At 64.9% G+C, this 19,177-nt stretch carries 19 protein-coding genes; 10 read left to right on the plus strand and 9 right to left on the minus strand.

Annotation, left to right across the window (positions count from 1 at the left end):
• Positions 1 to 8 precede the first annotated feature (8 nt).
• Entirely contained in the window at positions 9 to 1,874 is a 1,866-nt protein-coding gene (recQ, locus tag GGD65_RS31530) for a DNA helicase RecQ (protein WP_183237808.1), read from the plus strand.
• A gap of 126 nt (positions 1,875 to 2,000) precedes the next feature.
• Here the strand turns inward: recQ and GGD65_RS31535 are convergent, their stop codons facing one another.
• On the minus strand, positions 2,001 to 3,017 hold the full coding sequence (locus tag GGD65_RS31535; RefSeq protein WP_018320514.1) for a 1-aminocyclopropane-1-carboxylate deaminase: 1,017 nt from the start codon (positions 3,015 to 3,017) through the stop codon (positions 2,001 to 2,003).
• Positions 3,018 to 3,175: 158 nt separating this feature from the next.
• On the opposite strand from GGD65_RS31535, the gene GGD65_RS31540 reads away from it, so the two are divergent.
• The 3 genes from GGD65_RS31540 (at position 3,176) to GGD65_RS31550 (ending at position 5,514) form a co-directional block, all read left to right on the plus strand.
• A complete protein-coding gene (locus GGD65_RS31540) occupies positions 3,176 to 3,640 on the plus strand; it encodes an Lrp/AsnC family transcriptional regulator (RefSeq protein WP_183237809.1) in 465 nt (154 codons plus the stop codon).
• Between the two features lie 43 nt (positions 3,641 to 3,683).
• Entirely contained in the window at positions 3,684 to 4,847 is a 1,164-nt protein-coding gene (locus GGD65_RS31545; RefSeq protein ID WP_183237810.1) for a PLP-dependent cysteine synthase family protein, read from the plus strand.
• Between the two features lie 106 nt (positions 4,848 to 4,953).
• Positions 4,954 to 5,514 carry a carboxymuconolactone decarboxylase family protein gene (locus tag GGD65_RS31550; RefSeq protein ID WP_183237811.1) on the plus strand — a complete coding sequence of 187 codons (561 nt, stop codon included), beginning with the start codon at positions 4,954 to 4,956 and terminating at the stop codon, positions 5,512 to 5,514.
• A gap of 16 nt (positions 5,515 to 5,530) precedes the next feature.
• On the opposite strand, the gene GGD65_RS31555 is transcribed toward GGD65_RS31550, so the two are convergent.
• Entirely contained in the window at positions 5,531 to 6,781 is a 1,251-nt protein-coding gene (locus tag GGD65_RS31555; protein WP_312017755.1) for a diguanylate cyclase, read from the minus strand.
• A gap of 545 nt (positions 6,782 to 7,326) precedes the next feature.
• Positions 7,327 to 8,199 carry a hypothetical protein gene (locus GGD65_RS31560; protein ID WP_183237883.1) on the minus strand — a complete coding sequence of 291 codons (873 nt, stop codon included), beginning with the start codon at positions 8,197 to 8,199 and terminating at the stop codon, positions 7,327 to 7,329.
• A 213-nt stretch (positions 8,200 to 8,412) separates the two neighbouring features.
• Here GGD65_RS31560 and GGD65_RS31565 point away from each other — a divergent pair, with 213 nt between their 5' ends.
• Positions 8,413 to 8,658 (plus strand): hypothetical protein, encoded by a 246-nt coding sequence (locus GGD65_RS31565; RefSeq protein ID WP_183237812.1) that lies wholly within the window; start codon positions 8,413 to 8,415, stop codon positions 8,656 to 8,658.
• A 9-nt stretch (positions 8,659 to 8,667) separates the two neighbouring features.
• Here the strand turns inward: GGD65_RS31565 and GGD65_RS31570 are convergent, their stop codons facing one another.
• A complete protein-coding gene (locus GGD65_RS31570; RefSeq protein ID WP_183237813.1) occupies positions 8,668 to 9,603 on the minus strand; it encodes an alpha/beta hydrolase in 936 nt (311 codons plus the stop codon).
• A gap of 219 nt (positions 9,604 to 9,822) precedes the next feature.
• Here GGD65_RS31570 and GGD65_RS31575 point away from each other — a divergent pair, with 219 nt between their 5' ends.
• Positions 9,823 to 10,710, plus strand: coding sequence for a branched-chain amino acid aminotransferase (locus tag GGD65_RS31575; protein WP_179732225.1), 888 nt, complete (start codon positions 9,823 to 9,825; stop codon positions 10,708 to 10,710).
• Between the two features lie 127 nt (positions 10,711 to 10,837).
• Here GGD65_RS31575 and GGD65_RS31580 read toward each other — a convergent pair whose 3' ends face one another.
• Both GGD65_RS31580 and phaR read right to left on the minus strand, forming a co-directional pair.
• Complete coding sequence (locus GGD65_RS31580) at positions 10,838 to 11,455, minus strand: trans-aconitate 2-methyltransferase (RefSeq protein WP_183237814.1); 618 nt, start codon at positions 11,453 to 11,455, stop codon at positions 10,838 to 10,840.
• 188 nt (positions 11,456 to 11,643) lie between these two features.
• The gene (phaR, locus tag GGD65_RS31585; protein WP_183237815.1) at positions 11,644 to 12,240 is read right to left on the minus strand and encodes a polyhydroxyalkanoate synthesis repressor PhaR; all 597 of its coding nucleotides are present in this window, start codon (positions 12,238 to 12,240) and stop codon (positions 11,644 to 11,646) included.
• 320 nt (positions 12,241 to 12,560) lie between these two features.
• On the opposite strand from phaR, the gene GGD65_RS31590 reads away from it, so the two are divergent.
• The 3 genes from GGD65_RS31590 to GGD65_RS31600 all read left to right on the plus strand — a co-directional run bounded on the left by GGD65_RS31590 (position 12,561) and on the right by GGD65_RS31600 (position 15,702).
• Entirely contained in the window at positions 12,561 to 13,739 is a 1,179-nt protein-coding gene (locus tag GGD65_RS31590) for an acetyl-CoA C-acetyltransferase (RefSeq protein ID WP_026202376.1), read from the plus strand.
• Positions 13,740 to 13,992: 253 nt separating this feature from the next.
• The gene (gene phbB / locus GGD65_RS31595; protein WP_018320526.1) at positions 13,993 to 14,718 is read left to right on the plus strand and encodes an acetoacetyl-CoA reductase; all 726 of its coding nucleotides are present in this window, start codon (positions 13,993 to 13,995) and stop codon (positions 14,716 to 14,718) included.
• 114 nt (positions 14,719 to 14,832) lie between these two features.
• Complete coding sequence (locus tag GGD65_RS31600; protein WP_179732221.1) at positions 14,833 to 15,702, plus strand: DMT family transporter; 870 nt, start codon at positions 14,833 to 14,835, stop codon at positions 15,700 to 15,702.
• A 48-nt stretch (positions 15,703 to 15,750) separates the two neighbouring features.
• Here the strand turns inward: GGD65_RS31600 and GGD65_RS31605 are convergent, their stop codons facing one another.
• Together GGD65_RS31605 and gloB are read right to left on the minus strand one after the other, a co-directional pair.
• Positions 15,751 to 16,173: a cupin domain-containing protein gene (locus GGD65_RS31605; protein ID WP_183237816.1), complete on the minus strand. Its 423-nt coding sequence runs from the start codon at positions 16,171 to 16,173 to the stop codon at positions 15,751 to 15,753.
• Positions 16,174 to 16,239: 66 nt separating this feature from the next.
• Positions 16,240 to 17,007, minus strand: a complete 768-nt coding sequence (gene gloB, locus GGD65_RS31610) for a hydroxyacylglutathione hydrolase (protein WP_018320529.1) — start codon at positions 17,005 to 17,007, stop codon at positions 16,240 to 16,242.
• A 108-nt stretch (positions 17,008 to 17,115) separates the two neighbouring features.
• Here gloB and GGD65_RS31615 point away from each other — a divergent pair, with 108 nt between their 5' ends.
• Positions 17,116 to 17,862, plus strand: coding sequence for a methyltransferase domain-containing protein (locus tag GGD65_RS31615; protein WP_018320530.1), 747 nt, complete (start codon positions 17,116 to 17,118; stop codon positions 17,860 to 17,862).
• Positions 17,863 to 17,952: 90 nt separating this feature from the next.
• Here the strand turns inward: GGD65_RS31615 and GGD65_RS31620 are convergent, their stop codons facing one another.
• Positions 17,953 to 18,738, minus strand: coding sequence for a DUF4167 domain-containing protein (locus tag GGD65_RS31620; RefSeq protein ID WP_183237817.1), 786 nt, complete (start codon positions 18,736 to 18,738; stop codon positions 17,953 to 17,955).
• Between the last annotated feature and the right edge of the window lie 439 nt (positions 18,739 to 19,177).

Here is a 19,177-nt window from a genome sequence, read left to right on the forward strand (position 1 = left end):
GCCCTCTCATGTCAGCCCCTTCCACCGCTCCGCGACCTGCGCCGGCCAACGGCCTTGACGCGCTGTCGGTGCTGCATTCGGTATTCGGCCTGCCGGGTTTTCGTGGCGCGCAGGGCGAGATCATCCGGCACGTCACCGACGGCGGCAATTGCCTGGTGCTGATGCCGACCGGCGGCGGCAAGTCGCTGTGCTACCAGCTGCCGTCCCTGCTGCGCGAAGGCTGCGGCATCGTGGTGTCGCCGTTGATCGCCTTGATGCGCGACCAGGTCGCGGGCCTGATCGAGGCCGGCGTCAACGCCGCTGCGTTGAACTCGTCGCTGAGCTTCCAGGAAGCCTCCGACATCGAGCGGCGCCTGCTCGCGGGCGATCTCGATCTGCTCTATGTCGCGCCGGAACGCCTGGTGACGCCGCGCTGCCTCTCGATGCTGGCGCAGGCCAAGGTGGCGCTGTTCGCGATCGACGAGGCGCATTGCGTCTCGCAATGGGGCCATGACTTCCGTCCCGAATATGTCGGCCTCTCCATCATCGCCGAGCGCTTCCCGGACGTGCCGCGCATCGCGCTGACCGCGACCGCCGACGAGTTGACGCGCAAGGAGATCGTGGCGCGGCTTCAGCTCGCGGACTCGCCGCAATTCGTCTCCAGCTTCGATCGGCCCAACATCCGCTACGAGATCGTCGACAAGCGCAGTGCGGTGTCGCAGCTGAAGGAGTTCATCCGGGAGCGCCATGCCGGCGACGCCGGCGTGGTCTATTGCCTGTCCCGCAACCGTGTCGAGGAGGTCGCCGCCGCGCTCGACGAGGCCGGCATTGCCGCGCTGCCCTATCACGCCGGGCTCGACAGCAGCGTGCGCTCGCGCAACCAGGACCGCTTCCTCAATGAGGACGGCATCGTCATCGTCGCGACCATCGCGTTCGGCATGGGCATCGACAAGCCCGATGTACGCTTCGTCGCCCATCTCGACCTGCCCAAGAGCATCGAGGCCTATTACCAGGAGACCGGCCGCGCCGGCCGCGACGGCAAGCCGTCGGCGGCCTGGATGGCCTACGGGCTCTCCGACATCGTGCAGCAGCGCCGCATGATCGACGAATCCAGCGCCTCCGACGAATTCAAGCGAGTCTCGATCGGCAAGCTTGATGCGCTGGTCGGCCTTGCCGAAACGCCGCACTGCCGGCGCCGGCGGCTGCTCGCCTATTTCGGCGAGATCGTGATGGGCGAGAGCTGCGGCAATTGCGACAACTGCCTGACGCCGCCGAAGATGCGCGACGGCAAGGTGCTGGCGCAGAAGCTGTTGTCCTGCGTCTATCGCACCGGGCAACGTTTCGGCGCGATGCACCTGATCGATGTGCTGGTGGGGCGCCTGACCGAGAAGGTGACGCAGTTCGGCCATGACAAATTGTCCGTGTTCGGCATCGGGCGCGAGCTCAACGAAAAGCAGTGGCGCACCGTGCTGCGGCAGCTGGTGGCGATGGGCCATTTGCAGAGCGACAGCGAAGCCTTTGGCGCGCTGAAGCTGACCGAGACCGCGCGCGGCGTGCTGCGCGGTGAGACCGAAGTGTGGCTGCGCGAGGAAGCGCCCGGCACGCGCATTCGCGCAAGCCGCGGCAAATCCCGCCGCGGCGACCTTGCGCCTGCGACCGGCGCCCCGGAAGGCGATGTCGATCCCGAACTGCGCGCGCGACTGCGCTCATGGCGCTCTGAGGTCGCGCGCGAGCGCGGCGTGCCGGCCTATGTGGTGCTGCACGATGCCACCATCGACGGCATCGTCCGGGCCTGGCCGACGACACTCGACGAGCTCCGCAACGTGCCCGGCATCGGCGACAAGAAGCTCGAGCATTACGGCGACGAGCTGCTGCAGATCGTCAGGACAAGGTAGGAATAGATGACGTAGCCCGGATGGAGCGTAGCGCAATCCGGGGCAGTCTTTCCGCATTCGCGAGTCCCGGATTACGCTGCGCTCCATCCGGGCTACGAAGATAGCGGGCGAGAGCTATGTCCTCACTCACCCATTCCGGAACGCGTAAGCGTACCCGTTCAGTGCCGGCGCGCCGCCGAGATGGGCGTACAGAATCTTCGCGCCCTTCTCGAAATAGCCCTTTTGCGCGAGGTCGATCAGGCCCTGCATCGACTTGCCCTCGTAAACGGGGTCGGTGATCATGCCTTCGAGACGCGCGGTCAGGCGGATCGCTTCCTTGGTCTCTTCCGACGGCACGCCGTAGGCGGGATAGGCGTAGTCCTCGATCAGCACGACGTCGTCAGCGACGAGCTCCTGGCCGAGCTCGACGAGTTTTGCGGTGTTCTGCGCGATCTCGAGCACCTGCGCTTTCGTCTGCGCCGGCGTGAACGAGGCATCGATGCCGATCACCTTGCGGGCGCGGCCATCGGCGGCGAAGCCGACCAGCATGCCGGCATGGGTGGATCCGGTGACGGTGCAGACGACGATGTAGTCGAACGTGAAGCCGAGCTCCTTCTCCTGCTTGCGCACCTCTTCGGCGAAGCCGACATAGCCAAGGCCGCCGAACTTGTGCACGGAGGCGCCGGCCGGAATCGCGTAAGGCTTGCCGCCCGCCGCCTTCACTTCCTCGATCGCCTGTTCCCAGCTCTTGCGGATGCCGATGTCGAAACCGTCGTCGACCAGGCGCACGTCGGCGCCCATGATGCGCGAGAGCATGATGTTGCCGACGCGGTCATAGACGGCGTCCTCGTGCGGCACCCAGGCTTCCTGTACCAGGCGGCACTTCATGCCGATCTTGGCGGCGACGGCGGCGATCATGCGGGTGTGGTTCGACTGCACGCCGCCGATCGAGACCAGTGTGTCGGCGTTGGAGGCGATCGCATCGGGGATGATGTATTCGAGCTTGCGCAGCTTGTTGCCACCATAGGCAAGGCCGGAATTGCAGTCCTCGCGCTTGGCATAGACCTCGACATTGCCGCCGAGATGTTTGGACAGCCGCTCCAGCTTCTCGATGGGCGTCGGGCCGAAGGTCAAAGGATAGCGCGGAAATTTGTCCAGCTTCATGGGTCATCCCGATTGGCGTTGGCGTCGGCAGCTCCCTAGCATCGCGCCGGAAAAATGTGCTCTCGAATATTGCGCCCATATTGCGCGACTTCTTGCGGAAAGAGGGCCAAGTGCTAAGAATTCTTCCAGAATATCATCCGTTAATGGAAGCTCCTTTCATGGCTGCCAGGCTCGACCGCATCGATCTTAAGATCTTGAGATTGCTGCAGAATAACGGTCGGCTCAGCAATGCTGAGCTGGCCGAAAATGTCGCAATCAGCCCTGCCACCTGCCACCGCCGCACCCAGCGGCTGTTCGAGGATGGCTTCATCGCCGCCGTGCGCGCCATGATCGCGCCGAAGAAGGTGGCCAAGGGCACGCTGGTGATGGTCGGCGTCGTGCTCGACCGCTCGACGCCGGAGAGCTTTGCCATCTTCGAGCAGGCGATCGCCAGGCTGAAATTCGTGCTGGACTGCCACCTCGTCGCCGGCGACTTCGACTATTTCCTCAAGATCCGCGTCGGCGACATGGAGGATTTCAACCGCATCCATGGCGAGCAGCTGATCGCGCTGCCCGGCGTGCGCCAGACCCGCACCTTCTTCGTGATGAAGGAGGTCGTCGACAACGCGCCGCTGGAGTTTTGAGCGCGCCCTTGATGCGCAATGCGTGTCGTGAGAGATTCGCTTGATGCAGACATTTCCCTTCCGCCAGCACAATCCGGCCGGGCCGGCCTATCGGCGCGGCTGGGTCGACGAGGCCGTGGCCGCGATCGAGGCCGACCAGTGCCGCACCGCCGACACCCATCTGATCCGGCTGATCGTGCCGGCGCTATCCGGCATCGACATCTATCTGAAGGATGAGTCCACCCATCCGACCGGCAGCCTGAAGCACCGCCTGGCGCGCTCGCTGTTCCTCTACGCGCTCTGCAATGGCCACATCCGCGAAGGCACGCCTGTCGTCGAGGCGTCGTCGGGATCGACGGCGGTCTCGGAGGCCTATTTCGCGCAGATGATCGGCGTGCCCTTCTACGCCGTGATGCCGCGCACGACCTCGGCCGAGAAGATCGCCGCGATCGAGCATTATGGCGGCAATTGCCACCTGATCGACGACGGCCGCGCGCTCTATGCGGAAGCAGCCGCGCTCGCCGCGCGCCTGAACGGCCACTACATGGACCAGTTCACCTTCGCCGAGCGCGCGACGGACTGGCGCGGCAACAACAACATCGCCGAATCGATCTTCACGCAATTGGCGGGCGAGCCGCGCCCGCTGCCGGACTGGATCGTGATGGGCGCGGGCACCGGCGGCACCTCGGCCACCATCGGACGCTATCTGCGCTATCGCCAGTATCCGACGCGGCTCTGCGTCGCCGATGTCGAGCATTCCGCCTTCTTCGATTGCTTCCGTTCGCAGGACCGCTCCCGTGTGTGCGATCGCCCGTCGCTGATCGAGGGCGTCGGCCGTCCGCGTTGCGAGCCCTCCTTCGTGCCGGGTGTGGTCGACCGCATGATGAAGATCCCGGATGCGGCCACGATCGCGGCGATGAACGTGCTGTCGCGTCGGCTGCGCCGCCCGGTGGGCGGGTCCACCGGCACCAATTTCCTGGCGCTGTGCCGGCTCGCCTCGGAGATGCGGCAGGCGAACGCGACAGGGTCGCTAGTGACGCTGATCTGCGATTCCGGCGAGCGCTATCGCCAGACCTATTACGAGCCCGAATGGCTGAAGGCGCGCGGCCTCGATCCGGCGCCGTTCGAGGCCAGTTTGTCGTCGTTTCTCGAGACAGGTGAGCCGCTGACGCTCGCCGTCGACGATTTCGCAAATCCCCAGAGCGCACGAAGCCCCGAGGCGACATAGTCGAATTTGTCGGAACGCCCGCTCGGCGTGCCATGTCACGGCAACTTCACTTGCGTTGCGCGCACCTGCGGGCAAGCCTCACCCCTTCTCAACGAGGAGATCTCCCGTGCGCCTTCCCATTCTCGATCTCAAAGATCTGACAGACGAGCAGAAGCCGCTCTATGACGACATGCGAGCGGGCATCAAGGACCACTTCAAGGGTTTTGTGAACATGCGCGATGACGGCGCGCTGCTCGGGCCCTGGAATCCCTGGATCCGCGAGCCGCGCTTCGGCAAGCCGGTGTGGGAGCTGGTCAAGGCGATCGCGTCGAACCCGCTGCTGCCGGCACCGGTGCGCGAGGTCGCCATCCTCGTCACCGGCTCTCATTTCCGCTCCGGCTACGAGCTCTATGCCCATGTGCTGGTCGCCGAGCAGCGCGGCCTGTCCGACGAGAAGCTCGCGACCATCGTCGCCGGCCAGCGGCCGGTCGATCTCACCAGGCAGGAGGCCGTCGCATATGACGTGGCGTCCGCGCTGGTCGGTGGTGGCGTGCTGCCGGAATTGACCTGGCGCGCCGCGGTGAAGGAGTTCGGCGAGCACGGCGCGGCCGAGCTGTCCTATCTCGTCGGCGTCTATTGCATGGTCTCGGTCACGCTCAACACGTTCGACGTGCCGGTGCCGGACTAAAGGTCGCGTCCTTCGATCACTCCGCCGCCTTGCTTGCCGGCGGCGGGGGCGCGAAGGCGATGCAGCGGTTGCGGCCCTCGGCCTTGGCCTGGTAGAGCGCATGATCGGCCGCGCCCATCAGCGCGTCGATGCCGGACATGCTGACCGCGGCCTCGGCGATGCCGACGCTCACGGTGAGGCCGAACTGAATTTCGCCGGCGACGATTTGCGCGCTCATCACGCGTTTGCGGATGCGATCGGCGACAGTCCTCGCGCGCGACCGGCTGGTCTCGGGCAGCAGCACCGCGAACTCCTCGCCACCGATGCGGCCGACGATATCCGACTTGCGCTTGCCGTCGAGGCACGCCGCCGCAACCGCCCTGATCGCGGCGTCGCCCACGGCATGGCCGTAGCGATCGTTGACCGACTTGAAGTGGTCGATGTCGAGCATCAGGACCGAGACGGAGCGATAATAGCGCTGAAACCGGCTCCATTCCGCATCGAGGTTCTCGAGGAAATGGCGGCGGTTGTAGAGGCCGGTGAGCGGGTCGGTGGTCGCGAGCGTCTCCAGCATCGCAGCCTTTTCCGTCAGGTCCGTGATGTCGACATAGGTCAGCATGCGGCCGCCGTTCGACATCGTGGTGCAATGGGCCCTGATGCGCCTTCCGTCCGGCGTCTGCAAATCGCGCACATGGTCGCCGGCCATGACCTCTGCGACGCGCCGCGCCGGAAATCTCGCGAGCTCGTTGGTCGGAAGATTGGGCGCGCTGGCGCGGTGCAGGCGTCGCACGAGCGACGAATAGGCCGGCCGGTCCGCGGCCTCGGCTTCACTGACCTCCCAGAAGCGCCGCATGCGCCGGTTCATGAAGGTGGCGTGCAGTTCGGGGTCGAGAAGCAGCACCCCGTCCTGGACGTTCTCCAGCGCATCGCGCAGCAGCTTCAGCTCGTCCGAGGCGCGAACGATGTCGGTGACGGGGGTATAGGTCAGCATGCGTCCGCCATCGGGCAGGGGCGTGACCTGGACGCGCACGACATCGCCATTGGTCCGGCGCAGATCGATCGGCGTTGGATCGCCCGCCTCGATCACCCGGACGCGTTCCGCCACCAGGGCATCAAGCTCGGGGTCGGGCACCTCATAGGCGCCGGTGTCACGACCGTGATGGAGCAGCGTGAGGATGGATGGATTGCTGTCGGCGACCTCGTCAGGCAGGCGCCACATCTGGCGAAACGACCGGTTGATGAGGCGCGCCCTGAGGCTGGAGTCGAGCAGCACGATGCCGGTCGGCACATGACCATTTGGCTGCGCATCAGCGCATCGGACGAGCGCCCGCGCTCCTCGCCGGCGGCGCGCTCGACGCTGCCCGATTGCTCGAAGGCGACGCCGACCTGACGGTCCGATCGCCAGATCACACGGCAGGTCAGGATCTCGCGCCCCGCGAGCCTGAGCTGGAAGCGCTCGGGCACCCCGAGACCGCTCTCCATTTCGAGCGTCGCCGCCTCCTCGGTCAGCCGCCGCACGACGCAATCGATCGAGGACTGGCCGAAATTGAAGAAGATCTTCCCAGCAAGCAACGTCCGTTCCGGGATCAAATGGGACACTCGCAGCCTCCCGCGTGACTCCAGCCCAGTCTGTCGCAAGCATATTGCCGAGAGGTAACCGGATGGGCGCTCAGGCGAGAGGACCGACGTGTAGCCCATGGCCCGGGAGGACCGCGGGCGGCCCCGCGGCGAATGCGAAAGTCCTTCATCGTCAATGCCGGGGCTATTGCGACCGCTGTACTGATGCCAGGAAAATGGGAGATTCGGTTTACCAACTATCCACCATGATCCCAGTCAGTTCCGGACCGCATAGAGCGGCGTTCGCAACGTCACCTGATAGGACGGCTTCGGCGTCCAGGCGATCTGCGCGGTGATGCCGAACAGGCGGTTGTCGTTGTCGTCCATGCGATCGAGGTCGAGCCGCAGGAACGGTTGCGTGAAGGGCTCCGCCAGCGTCCGGCCCGCGAGCTGCGCGCCTCCGAACGATTGCATGCCGAGGCGTCCGGTGAACTTCCAATTGCTCGGCCATTGGTAATAGCCGCCGGCATAGACGATCGTGTTCGGCCGAATGCTGGCGAACGGGCTGGCGACGGCGGTGTAAGTGTATTGCATGCCGGCGAGCCAGCCCCGCGTCTCGTCCTCGTCGAGCGCGTAGTCGAATTCCAGGATGTTGTTCAATGAATTCGTCATGCCCTGATCGTTCGGCACCGACTGCGTCAGGGTCGATTGCAGCGTGATGGTCGGGATCGTTCCGCCATTCTGCTGATAGAGGTCGGCCTGCACGCCGATGTTCCAGCTCGTGATGTCGAACGCCGACCAGCCGCCGCCGATGTCGGTCGTCGAGCCCGACACGCCGCCATAAAGCGAGACGCGGTCGTTGACGTCGACGGTCAGCGGCAGGTCGACGGCAATCGATTTCGCGGCCGGCAAGCCGTTCGGCAGCGTTGCGCCGCTGCGCACCGCCAGGGCTTCGAGCGCAGCCGACAATGACGTGGTGCCGAAGCCGAGCCCGAGCGTGCCTGCCGGGATCGACGCATAGGTCGTGCGCAGATCCAGATAAAGGTTCGGGACCGCTGGCTTCGCCGGCCCGTCCTCTTCATCTTCGGCGGCGAAGACGGCGCTGGCCGAAACCATCAGGCAGGCCAGTCCCATCGCGACAGCGCGCAAGGTCGGGCGATACGATGGGCTGCGATGGGACACGTGACAATCCGGCGCGCGGGGACTGTATGGCGAAATCGTGTGCTAGATGGAACGTGATCGTTCCCGCGGTCAAGCGCTATCCGCAAACCATGGACTGCATCGATAGGCGCGGCTACCTTGTCGCGATTGCACCGACTCGCTCGGCGGCCGGAGGAGGCCGGACAATGGAGGACGACAGCCATGACCACGTCACGCCGCATCCTGCTCGCCGGAATGGCGGGGCTCGCCGTCGCTCCGACCGCTGCCGCGGCCGCATCTTCGCCAGTGCCCGATGACACGACGGTTGCCGAAGAGCGCTTCGCGCGCATGATCGCCGCGGCGCATGCGCCCGACGTCACCTGCGCCCGGCAGGCCGAACGTTATGCGGACGCCCATTGGCCTGACTATGTTGTGGCAGCCAGGGCCGTTATCGATGCGCGCGCCTGATCCGCGCTCTTACCTCGCAACCGCGCGCCGCACCTGCTCGCCGATCTGCGACAGCACCAGCTGCGCCTGCGGCAGGATCGCGCCCATGGCGTGGAAATTGTGAACCATGCCGTCGTGGCAGACATGCTCGACAGCGACGCCCGCGGCGAGCAGCTTGCGGGCATAGGCATTGCCTTCATCGCGCATCGGATCGTACTCGGCCGTGTGGATGATCGCGGTCGGCAGACCCGTCAGCCGCGTTGCCCGCAAGGGAGAAACACGGGGATCGGCGGTGTCGATGCCGTCAGGCAGATAGTCGGACAGATCGGCCTCGATCGTGACGCGGTCGATCAGATAGCCCTCGGCAAAAGCCTCGCGTGAGGGCGAGGTTTCCTCGAAATCCAGCACCGGGCAGATCAGGCATTGCGCGGCGATGGCGAGGCCGGCGGTCTGCGCCGCCTCCTGGCACACGATGGCAGCGAGCGTTGCACCCGCGGAATCGCCGCCCACCACCAGACGGTCCGCATCGATGCCGAGCGATGCGGCCTCGCGCGCAACCCATTCGGTGGCGGCAATCGCGTCGTCGACGGCGGCAGGGAATTTGTGCTCCGGCGCGAGCCGGTAGTCGACCGAGACGAGGCGGCAGCCGGTGGCATGCGCCAGCGCCGCCGCGACGCGATCATGCGTGGCAATGCCGCCGGCGACGAGGCCGCCGCCATGGAAGAATACGAAGCCCGGCGCGCGCTCATCGGCATTTGCAGGCGTGTAGAGCCGATAGGGCAGTTCGCTGGCGCGGCCGGGCAGCATACCGTCGCGCGCCGTCACATCCGGCGCATCGGTGCGTGCGAACTGCATCAGCTTCGCCAGCGATTGCCGCCGCGCCTCCACGCTCGGCCGGCCCCCCGCCCGCGGCCCGGCCGCAGCCATCATGGTCAACAAGCGCTTTGCGAGCGGATCGAGCGGCATGGATCTTCCCTTCTCCCCTTGTGGGAGAAGGTGGCGCGTAGCGCCGGATGAGGGGTTTTCTCCGCAGATGAGATCGCGGATAGATACCCCTCACCCGTCTCGCCGCTACGCGGCGAGCCACCCTCTCCCACAAGGGGAGAGGGTAACTCACCTCATCCCCGCAGCAAATCGTTTAGGAATTGGGACAATAGTGCGGGGATATGCAAGGGGAGGCCTGATATGGCCGAGATCAGGAAGCCGATCGAATATTCGCCGAGCTGGACCTTCTTCGAGGGCAAATGGCACGACGGCAATGTGCCGATCATGGGCCCGCGCACGCATGCAGCCTGGCTCGGCTCGATCGTGTTCGACGGTGCACGCGCGTTCGAGGGTGTTGCGCCCGATCTCGATCGTCACGTCGCCCGCGCCAATCAATCCGCGATCAATTTTGGCCTGAAGCCGGTGGTCGACACCGGCACCTGGCTCACGCTTGCGAATGAGGGTATTGCGCGCTTTGCGGCCAATGCCGAGCTCTACGTCCGTCCGATGTATTGGGCGGAGAACGGCTCGGGCGGCGGCGTGCTGTTCGACCCCGAGACCACCAATTGGTGCCTGTGCATCTACGAGGCGCCGATGCCCAAACCTGTCGGCAACGCCATCACCCTGTCGCCGTTCCGCAGGCCCACCGCCGAATGTGCGCCGGTCGAGGCGAAGGCGGCCTGCCTCTACCCGAACAATTCGCGCGCGCTCGCGGAAGCTGCGTCCCGCGGCTTCCAGAACGCGCTTATGCTCGACATGCTCGGCAACGTCGCCGAGTTCGGCAATTCCAACGTGTTCATGGCCAAGGACGGCGTGGTCTATACGCCGGTGCCGAACGGCACGTTCCTCAACGGCATCACGCGCCAGCGCGTCATCACCCTGCTTCGCGGCGACGGCGTCACCGTGGTCGAGAAGACGTTGCGCTATGCCGACTTCCAGGCTGCCGACGAGATCTTCTCGACCGGCAATTTCGCCAAGGTCGCCCCGGTGATCCGCATCGACGAGCGCGAGCTGAAGCCGGGCCCGTTCTACACCAAAGCGCGGAAACTCTATTGGGACTTCGCGCATGCGGTGAAGCTCGCGGCGTAGCTGCCATTGACTCCGCTGTCATCGCCCGACTTGATCGGGCGATCCAGTATTCCAGAGCCAGTTGTGATTTCTCGATAAGCCGCGGCGTACTGGATGCCCCGGTCAAGCCGGGGCATGACACCCGTTTCTAAAGGCTTCGCGTAAACCGGCTGAACTGAAACGCCTGCGTCGAATTCCACGGCGTATGATGTGTCTCGCTGCGCGTCTCGACCAACTCGAACTCCGGCCCGAGCTCTGCAGCAAGGCTGGCGCTGTCATGGCGTTGCACCGGCAAGCCACTGCATCTCTCCGGACCATCGGGCGCAAAGGTCGCAATGATGATCTGGCCGCCGGGCGCAATCGCGGATCGCAGCCGCTCGACATAAGCCGCCCTGTCGCGGGGCTCGGTCAGGAAGTGAAAGGCCGCGCGGTCGTGCCACACATCGTAAATCCTGGCCGGCCGCCAAGCCGTGGCATCGGCGATGATCCAGTCGACCGCGGAAGAGGCCTGACCGATTCGCGTCTTCACCGCGTCGAGCGCGTTGGCGGAGAGGTCCAGTACGGTGAGATCGCGATATCCGTCTTGAAGAAGAGCGTCGACCAGCCGCGAAGCGCCCCCGCCGATATCGATGATCGCCGCGTCGTGATCCGGATTGGCCGCGCGGATCATGTCGTGCGAGATTGTCGGGCTATCCTGAAACCAGCTGACCTCGGCCTCGCCCTTGGTGGCGTAGACGTTGTCCCAATGCATGGTGCGATCGGACATGGCGCGCTCCGTGCGTGTCAAGCCGTCATCCTGAGGCGCCGGAGCGGAGCGGCGGCCTCCAGCGACAACGGCTTCGCCGTTGCGCGGGGATGACTGGGCTAAAGCCGATGAGGAAGAAATGGTAGGCGCGCGCGAAATTGCCAATCGCGCGTCCGTCGCTGCGGACGCGCTGGTCGGCGCGAAAGGTCCTACTCGTCCTTCTTCGACATGCGCTCGAGACGCTCCTGCATGTCCTTCATCTGCTGGCGCAAATCGTCGATGTTGCTGTCCTTCGGCGCCTCGGCGTTCGCGTCGGGCTCCGGCTCCGGGCTGGTCGCCGGACGGCCCGCATTGGGAGCAAACGGCTTGAACATCGAGAAGGTCTGCTGGAACAGCTCCATGTTGCGGCGGACTTGTTCTTCCAGAGGAGCAAAAGGAGTGCCGGACAGGGTGTTGGCGATCTGCTTGCGGAACTTCTCTTGCTCCTGGGTCAGGGTCGCGATCGACTGCTCCAGATATTTCGGCACCACCATCTGCATGCTGTCGCCGTAGAAGCGGATCAGCTGGCGCAGGAAGGTGGTCGGGAGCAGGTTCTGGCCGGCCTTGTTCTCCTGCTCGAAGATGATCTGGGCGAGCACGGAGCGGGTGATGTCGTCGCCGGTCTTCGCGTCATAGACCAGGAAATCTTCGCCATCCTTGACCATCGCGGCAAGGTCTTCCAGCGTGACGTAGGTACTCGTCCCGGTGTTATAGAGCCGGCGGTTCGCGTATTTCTTGATGGTTGTGGGTTGGTCTGATTTCGCCATGGGCTCTCACTTGCAAGGAACGCGGAGAACGGGAACCCGGCGGGCTATGCCGCAGGGCGGGAAGAGTACGCAACGCAACAAAATAAGCATTTTCAAAGGGCTCACGCTACCGTTTTGTGCGGCACGGTTAATCGCGGAGCAAAATCGTGCTTGCGAAAGCGCCAAGAACGCTATTTTGAATGCGCTGCGGCATGAATTCGGTCGCCGGCCGATTGACATGCCTCAACGACGTTAACAGGATGGCTGACGAGACTGGCGAGCCGTTTTCTCAAAGCCCCGCCTGCCCCCTTTCAAGAAACCTCAAGCCTCAGGAGATGCCCATGTCAGACGATGTCGTCATCGTCAGCGCCGCCCGCACCCCGGTCGGAAGCTTCAACGGAGCGTTCGCGACCCTTCCCGCCCACGATCTCGGCGCCGTCGCCATCAAGGCCGCGCTGGAGCGCGGTGGCATCGAGCCCGGCCGGGTCTCGGAAGTCATCATGGGGCAGATCCTGACCGCCGCCCAGGGCCAGAACCCGGCCCGCCAGGCCTCGATCGCCGCCGGTATTCCGGTGGAGAGCCCGGCCTGGGGCGTCAACCAGCTTTGCGGCTCGGGCCTGCGCACGGTCGCGCTTGGTTACCAGGCGCTGCTCAACGGCGATTCCGAAATCGTGGTCGCCGGTGGCCAGGAATCCATGAGCATGGCCCCGCACGCCCAGTATCTGCGTGGCGGCGTCAAGATGGGTGCCGTCGAGTTCGTCGACACCATGATCAAGGACGGCCTGTGGGATGCCTTCAACGGCTACCACATGGGCAACACCGCCGAGAACGTCGCACGGCAGTGGCAGATCACCCGCGCCCAGCAGGACGAGTTCGCGGTCGCCTCGCAGCAGAAGGCCGAAGCGGCGCAGAAGGCCGGCAAGTTCAACGACGAGATCGTCCCCGTCACCATCAAGACCCGCAAGGGCGACATCGTCGTCAGCGCCGACGAATATCCGCGTCATGGCGCCACGCTCGACGGCATGGCCAAGCTCAAGCCCGCCTTCGAGAAGGACGGCACGGTCACCGCGGGCTCGGCATCCGGCATCAATGACGGCGCCGCCGCCGTGGTGCTGATGACCGCCAAACAGGCCGCCAAGGAAGGCAAGAAGCCGCTCGCGCGGATCGTGTCCTGGGCGCAGGCCGGCGTCGATCCGAAGATCATGGGCTCCGGCCCGATCCCGGCCTCGCGCGCCGCGCTGAAGAAGGCCGGCTGGAATGTCGGCGATCTCGACCTGATCGAGGCCAACGAGGCCTTCGCGGCGCAAGCCTGCGCCGTCAACAAGGATCTCGGCTGGGACACCTCCAAGGTCAACGTCAACGGCGGCGCGATCGCGATCGGTCATCCGGTCGGCGCGTCCGGCGCACGCGTGCTGGTGACGCTGCTGCACGAGATGCAGAAGCGCGATTCGAAGAAGGGCCTCGCCACGCTGTGCATCGGCGGCGGCATGGGCATCGCAATGTGCATCGCGCGCGACTGAAGATAGCTGACGCGTAGCTTACGCGCGGTTTGCGCGTGCGCTGCACACGTCAGTGAGTGCGTTGCACGCGACTAAAAAGGCAGCGGTTGCAAATCAAATATTCTTCGCAATCTTGCATGCCTCGACTAAATACAAACGCCCGGCTCAACGCCGGGCGTTTTGTTCTTGATGTCCGTCAAACCAACCGCATAATCCAACGTTAAAAAACAATCGCTTCAGAAACGTCCGAAGAGTCCAAGGGAAGGAATACGACATGGCACGTGTTGCATTGGTCACGGGTGGTACGCGGGGCATCGGTGCTGCGATCAGCAAGGCACTGAAGGCGGCGGGATACAAGGTTGCGGCGAGCTATGCCGGCAACGATACGGCGGCGGAGAAGTTCAAGGCCGATACCGGCATCGCCGTCTACAAATGGGACGTCAGTAGTTTCGATGCCTGCGCCGAGGGCGTGAAGAAGGTCGAGGCCGATCTCGGGCCGATCGAGGTGCTCGTCAACAATGCCGGCATCACCCGCGACACCGCCTTCCACAAGATGACGCTGGAGCAGTGGAACGCGGTCATCAACACCAATCTCGGCTCGCTCTTCAATATGACGCGCCAGGTCATCGAGGGCATGCGTTCGCGCAAGTTCGGCCGCATCATCTCGATCTCGTCGATCAACGGCCAGAAGGGGCAATTCGGTCAGGTCAATTATTCCGCGGCGAAGGCCGGCGACATCGGCTTCACCAAGGCGCTCGCGCTGGAGAATGCCAAGGGCGGCATCACCGTCAATGCGATCTGCCCCGGCTACATCAACACCGAAATGGTGCAGGCGGTGCCGAAGGACGTCCTGGAGAAGAACGTGATCCCGCAGATCCCGGTTAGCCGGCTCGGCGAGCCCGAAGAGATTGCCCGCGCGGTGGTGTTCCTGGCGGCCGACGAGGCCGGTTTCATCACGGGCTCGACGATGACCATCAATGGCGGCCAATATCAGGCCTGATAGGGCGCCAAATCTTCAGGTCAAAAGCCTGTAGCTTCAGGCGCGACAAGGCGATAGTGAAGACGACAATGCCCGGCCTCGTGCCGGGCATCGTTGTCCTCAGAGCCTTCGTCAATGACCCCGCGCACAGCCACGCTGATCGGATTGACCGCGATCCTGATGTGGTCGCTGCTATCGGTAATGACGGTGGCCACCGGAACGATCCCGGCGTTCCAGCTCGCCGCGATGACCTTCGCGATCGGCGGCCTGGTCGGCCTGCTCACCTGGATCGGCCGCGGCGAGGCGGCGAAGAGCCTGCGTCAGCCGCTGGTCGTCTGGGCCGTCGGCGTCGGCGGCCTGTTCGGCTATCACGCACTGTATTTTCTCGCGCTGCGCTTTGCGCCGCCGGCCGAAGCCGGCTTGCTGAATTATCTGTGGCCGCTCTTGATCGTTCTGTTCTCGTCCTTCCTGCCGGGCGAGCGGCTCGCCCTCCATCACATCGTTGGCGCGATGCTCGGCCTCGTCGGCACCGTGCTGCTGTTCGCCGGCAACACCTCCGGCTTCGCGGCCGGGCAGGTGCCGGGATTGGCCGCGGCCTTCATCGCTGCGTTCGTCTGGGCGGCCTATTCGGTGCTGTCGCGCCGGCTCAAGGCCGTTCCGACCGATGCGGTCGCTGGATTCTGCCTGGCCACCGCCGTGCTTGCCGCGCTGATGCACGGCCTGCTCGAGACCACCGTCTGGCCGGAGACCACGCTGCAATGGCTCTCGGTGATCGCGCTGGGCATCGGTCCCGTCGGTGCCGCGTTCTACGCCTGGGACATCGGCATGAAGCGCGGTGACATCCGCGTGCTCGGCGCCGCCTCCTACGCGACGCCGCTGCTCTCGACCGGCTTCCTCATCGCCGCCGGATTTGCCAAGGCCAGCGCCAACATCGCGATTGCTGCGATCCTGATTGCCGGCGGCGGCCTGATTGCGGCGAAGGATATGGTGCTGCGGAAGCGATGATTGTCATTCCGGGCGTGCGAAGCGCGAACCCGGAATGACGGTGCGGGCCTACGGCTCCCAGCCCTGTGGTGCGAGCTCGAAGCCTGCGAATTCGAATGCCGGGGCCACGGTGCAGCCGACCAGCGTCCACTCGCCCGTCGTCTCCGCCGATTGCCAGGCCTGCGCCGGCACGATCGCCTGCGGCCGGTCTCCATTCGCAAGGTCAGTGCCGAGCCGCACCTCGTGCTGCGAGCAGCCGTCATGGGCGATGCGCAGCATCAAGGGACTGCCGGCGTAATAGTGCCATGTCTCGACCGCATCGACGCGATGCCAGTGCGAACGCTCGCCGCGTGCGAGCAGGAAGTAGATCAGGGTCGAGCGCGAACGCCCGTTGGCGTCAGTGGTCTGGTCGCGAAATGTCTCGCGATAATGGCCGCCCTCGGGATGCGGACGGAGTTCGAGGCGCGCGATGATCTCGGCTGCAGTCGGCATCGATTCCAGTCAGGACTTTCTTCTGCAGGACTTGGTCTTCAGGACTTGGTCTTCAGGATTTGTTCTTCAGGACTTGTTCTTGCGCTCGCGCAGCTCGCCGAACACCGCGGCGGCATCCGCGCCCTTCATGTGCAGCCTCGCCGCGACCTGTGGCTCATCGGCGCGCAGGAACACGTTGGCCCGCTTCTCGTCGCCAAGCAGCGTGGGAATGGTCGGCTTGTTCTCGGCCCGTAGCCTCGTCACCTCCGCCGCGCGCGCCTGGAGTGCCGCATTGTCGGGATCGACGGTGAGCGCGAACTTGACGTTGGAGGCCGTGTATTCGTGGCCGCAATAGAGCTTGAAGTCGTCGGGCAGGGCACGCAGCTTCAGAAGCGAATCCCACATCATCGGATAGGTGCCCTCGAACACGCGGCCGCAGCCGATCGAGAACAGCGTGTCGGCGGCGAACACCGTCTTCTCGGTGTCGAACACGTAGGAGATGTGGTCGAGCGTGTGACCCGGCGTCTCCAGCACGCGCGCCAGCAAATTGCCGATCTTGACCACGTCGGCATTGGCGACACGCAGATCGACGTCCGCAATCTTGGTGGTCTTGTCGTGCGGCGCGACGACGCGGCAGTTGTATTTCTGCTTGAGTTCGGCGACCCCGCCGACATGATCGCCGTGATGATGGGTGATCAGGATGTCGGTGAGCTGCCAGCCCTCGCGCTCCAGCGCCGCCAGGATGGGGCCGGCCTCAGGCGCGTCGATCGACGCCGTCGCCTTGGTTTCCACATCGTGGATCAGATAGCCGAAATTGTCGTTTAAACAGGTGAAAGTACGAATTTCGGCGGCCATGTCATCTCCATCGGGCTCAGCCCCGCCAGACAAATATGGCGTTAACGTTGCGCAGGCAATGCAATATTCCGCGCGCGGCGGCGGTCTCGCGCATGTTACATTGCCGTCATGACCATCGACGTCGTCGACCTCCGCGAGTTCTATTCCCGCCGCCTCGGGATCGTGGCGCGGCAAATGATCAATCGCGGCATCAGGGAACGCTGGCCGAGGGCGGAAGGCCAGCGCGTGCTCGGCCTCGGCTATCCCACGCCCTATCTGGGGTTGTTCCGCGAAGACGCCGAGCGCTGCCTCGCCTTCATGCCGGCGGCCCAGGGCGTCCTGAAATGGCCCACGGGACGCCCGGCGCTGGCCTCGCTGGTCGACGAATTCTCGCTGCCGCTCCCCGACGCCGCGGTCGACCGCATCCTGCTGGTCCACGCGCTGGAGATGTCGGACGATCCGGCCGCGCTGCTGCGCGAGGTATGGCGCGTGCTGTCGCCGTCCGGGCGCGTGATCGCGGTGATCCCGAACCGGCGCGGGGTGTGGACCCGCACCGACAGCACGCCGTTCGGTCACGGCCGGCCCTATTCGCGCTCGCAGATCACCGACCTGCTGCGCCAGACCTGGTTCACGCCGACCGCCTGGGGCGAGGCGCTGTTCATGCCGCCCTATGCCGGCGGCTGGGTGCTGAAATCGGCGCAGATGTGGGAGCGCGCCGGTGCGGCATTGTCGCTGCCCTTTGCCGGCGTCCATATCGTGGAGGCGACCAAGCAGGTCTACCGCGCGATCCCCGCCAAGCGCGAGCGGGCACGGCTGATTCCGTCGCTCGCGAAGCCCGTGCTGGTGCCGTCCTCGACGACGGCGACGCGCAGCTAGGTCACAAGCGTTGCCGCGAGCGGTGGTCGTCAAAAACAAAATCGTCCCGGCGAGGCCGGGACGATTCCAGATCAGTCGATCAGAAGAGACTTACTCGCTGGGCGCAAGATCATCGCCGGATGCAGCCGGAGCTGCTTCGCGCTCGGGACGCGGGCCATGCGGCCGGCGCCGCCGGCGCGGATAGCGTTCGCCACCGCCGGCTCCGCCCTCGAAACCGGCCTGGCCGCCATTCGCGCCGTTCACCTGCGGCTGCGCGCCGGTGATGAAGGAGGGCAGGCGATCGACGCTGCCGGCGTCGGTGACGACGGGCTGCGGCTGATTCTGCGGTTGCGGCTGGGGCTGATATTGCGGCTGCGGGCGATGGTCGCGCTCGCGGTGCTCGCGCGGCTGCTGCTGATCGCGCTGATAGGGCTGGTTGTCGCGCTGCTGATGATCACGCTGATGATGATCGCGCTGGCCGTCGCGGTCGCGCGCGAAGGGCTGCTGCTGTTGCGGCTGCGGGACGAAGCCCGGCTCCTGGCCGAAATTCGAGAAATTCTCGCCGTCGTCGTCGCCGTCGTCGCTATTGCTGCTGATCGGCTCGTCACCGCGCGGCTGCTGGTTCTGGCGGAACTGTTCCTGGGCCGCGGCGATCAGGCGGAAATAATGCTCGGCGTGCTGGTAGTAGTTCTCGGCTGCAACGGGGTCGCCGGAGGAGCGCGCGTCGCGTGCGAGCTGGAGATACTTTTCAGCGATGTGCGAGGCGGTGCCGCGGATCTTGATGTCGGGTCCGTTGGACTCGTAGACCCGGGTCATCGGGTTCTGGCTGCGCCGGTTGTTGTTGTTATTGTTATTGTTGCGGTTGCGCATCCGCTGCTTGTTCTGACCGTTTCTCATGTCCTGCCTTTAATTCCAGCCCTAAACGTTGCACGCATTACTGATTGCCAGGAGTGACCTGGTGACAGCGGTTCACATCGCTCGCGCGCACCGCGCGCAAGAGCGGATCGAACCCTGCCGATGTTCGTCGACCGTCGCGTTCAACAAGGACGCGTTCCCCACCCGCCAGCACTGATCGCCAGCGAACCCATTCATTTTGCCTGCCGAAACAAGCCCAGCTGTGTTGCGTAAGTCTTCAAGCGCAATATCAGGCTTTCGTTCACTTTTGCGGTCGGAGAGCAGCGCAGCTCCACTGGCTATCGCGCTTCACAGGACCTGCGGCTTGGAACCTTTATCAGTAAAGCTCTCGCCCGAGAGCCCGGCTTTCGCCCGTAGGTCTACGGGGCCGGCACCGATGTGTTGATCGGAACGTAGTCGTTCCCAAGGGATATTCCAAGAG

The organism is Bradyrhizobium sp. CIR18, from assembly GCF_014198295.1.
Taxonomy (GTDB): domain Bacteria; phylum Pseudomonadota; class Alphaproteobacteria; order Rhizobiales; family Xanthobacteraceae; genus Bradyrhizobium.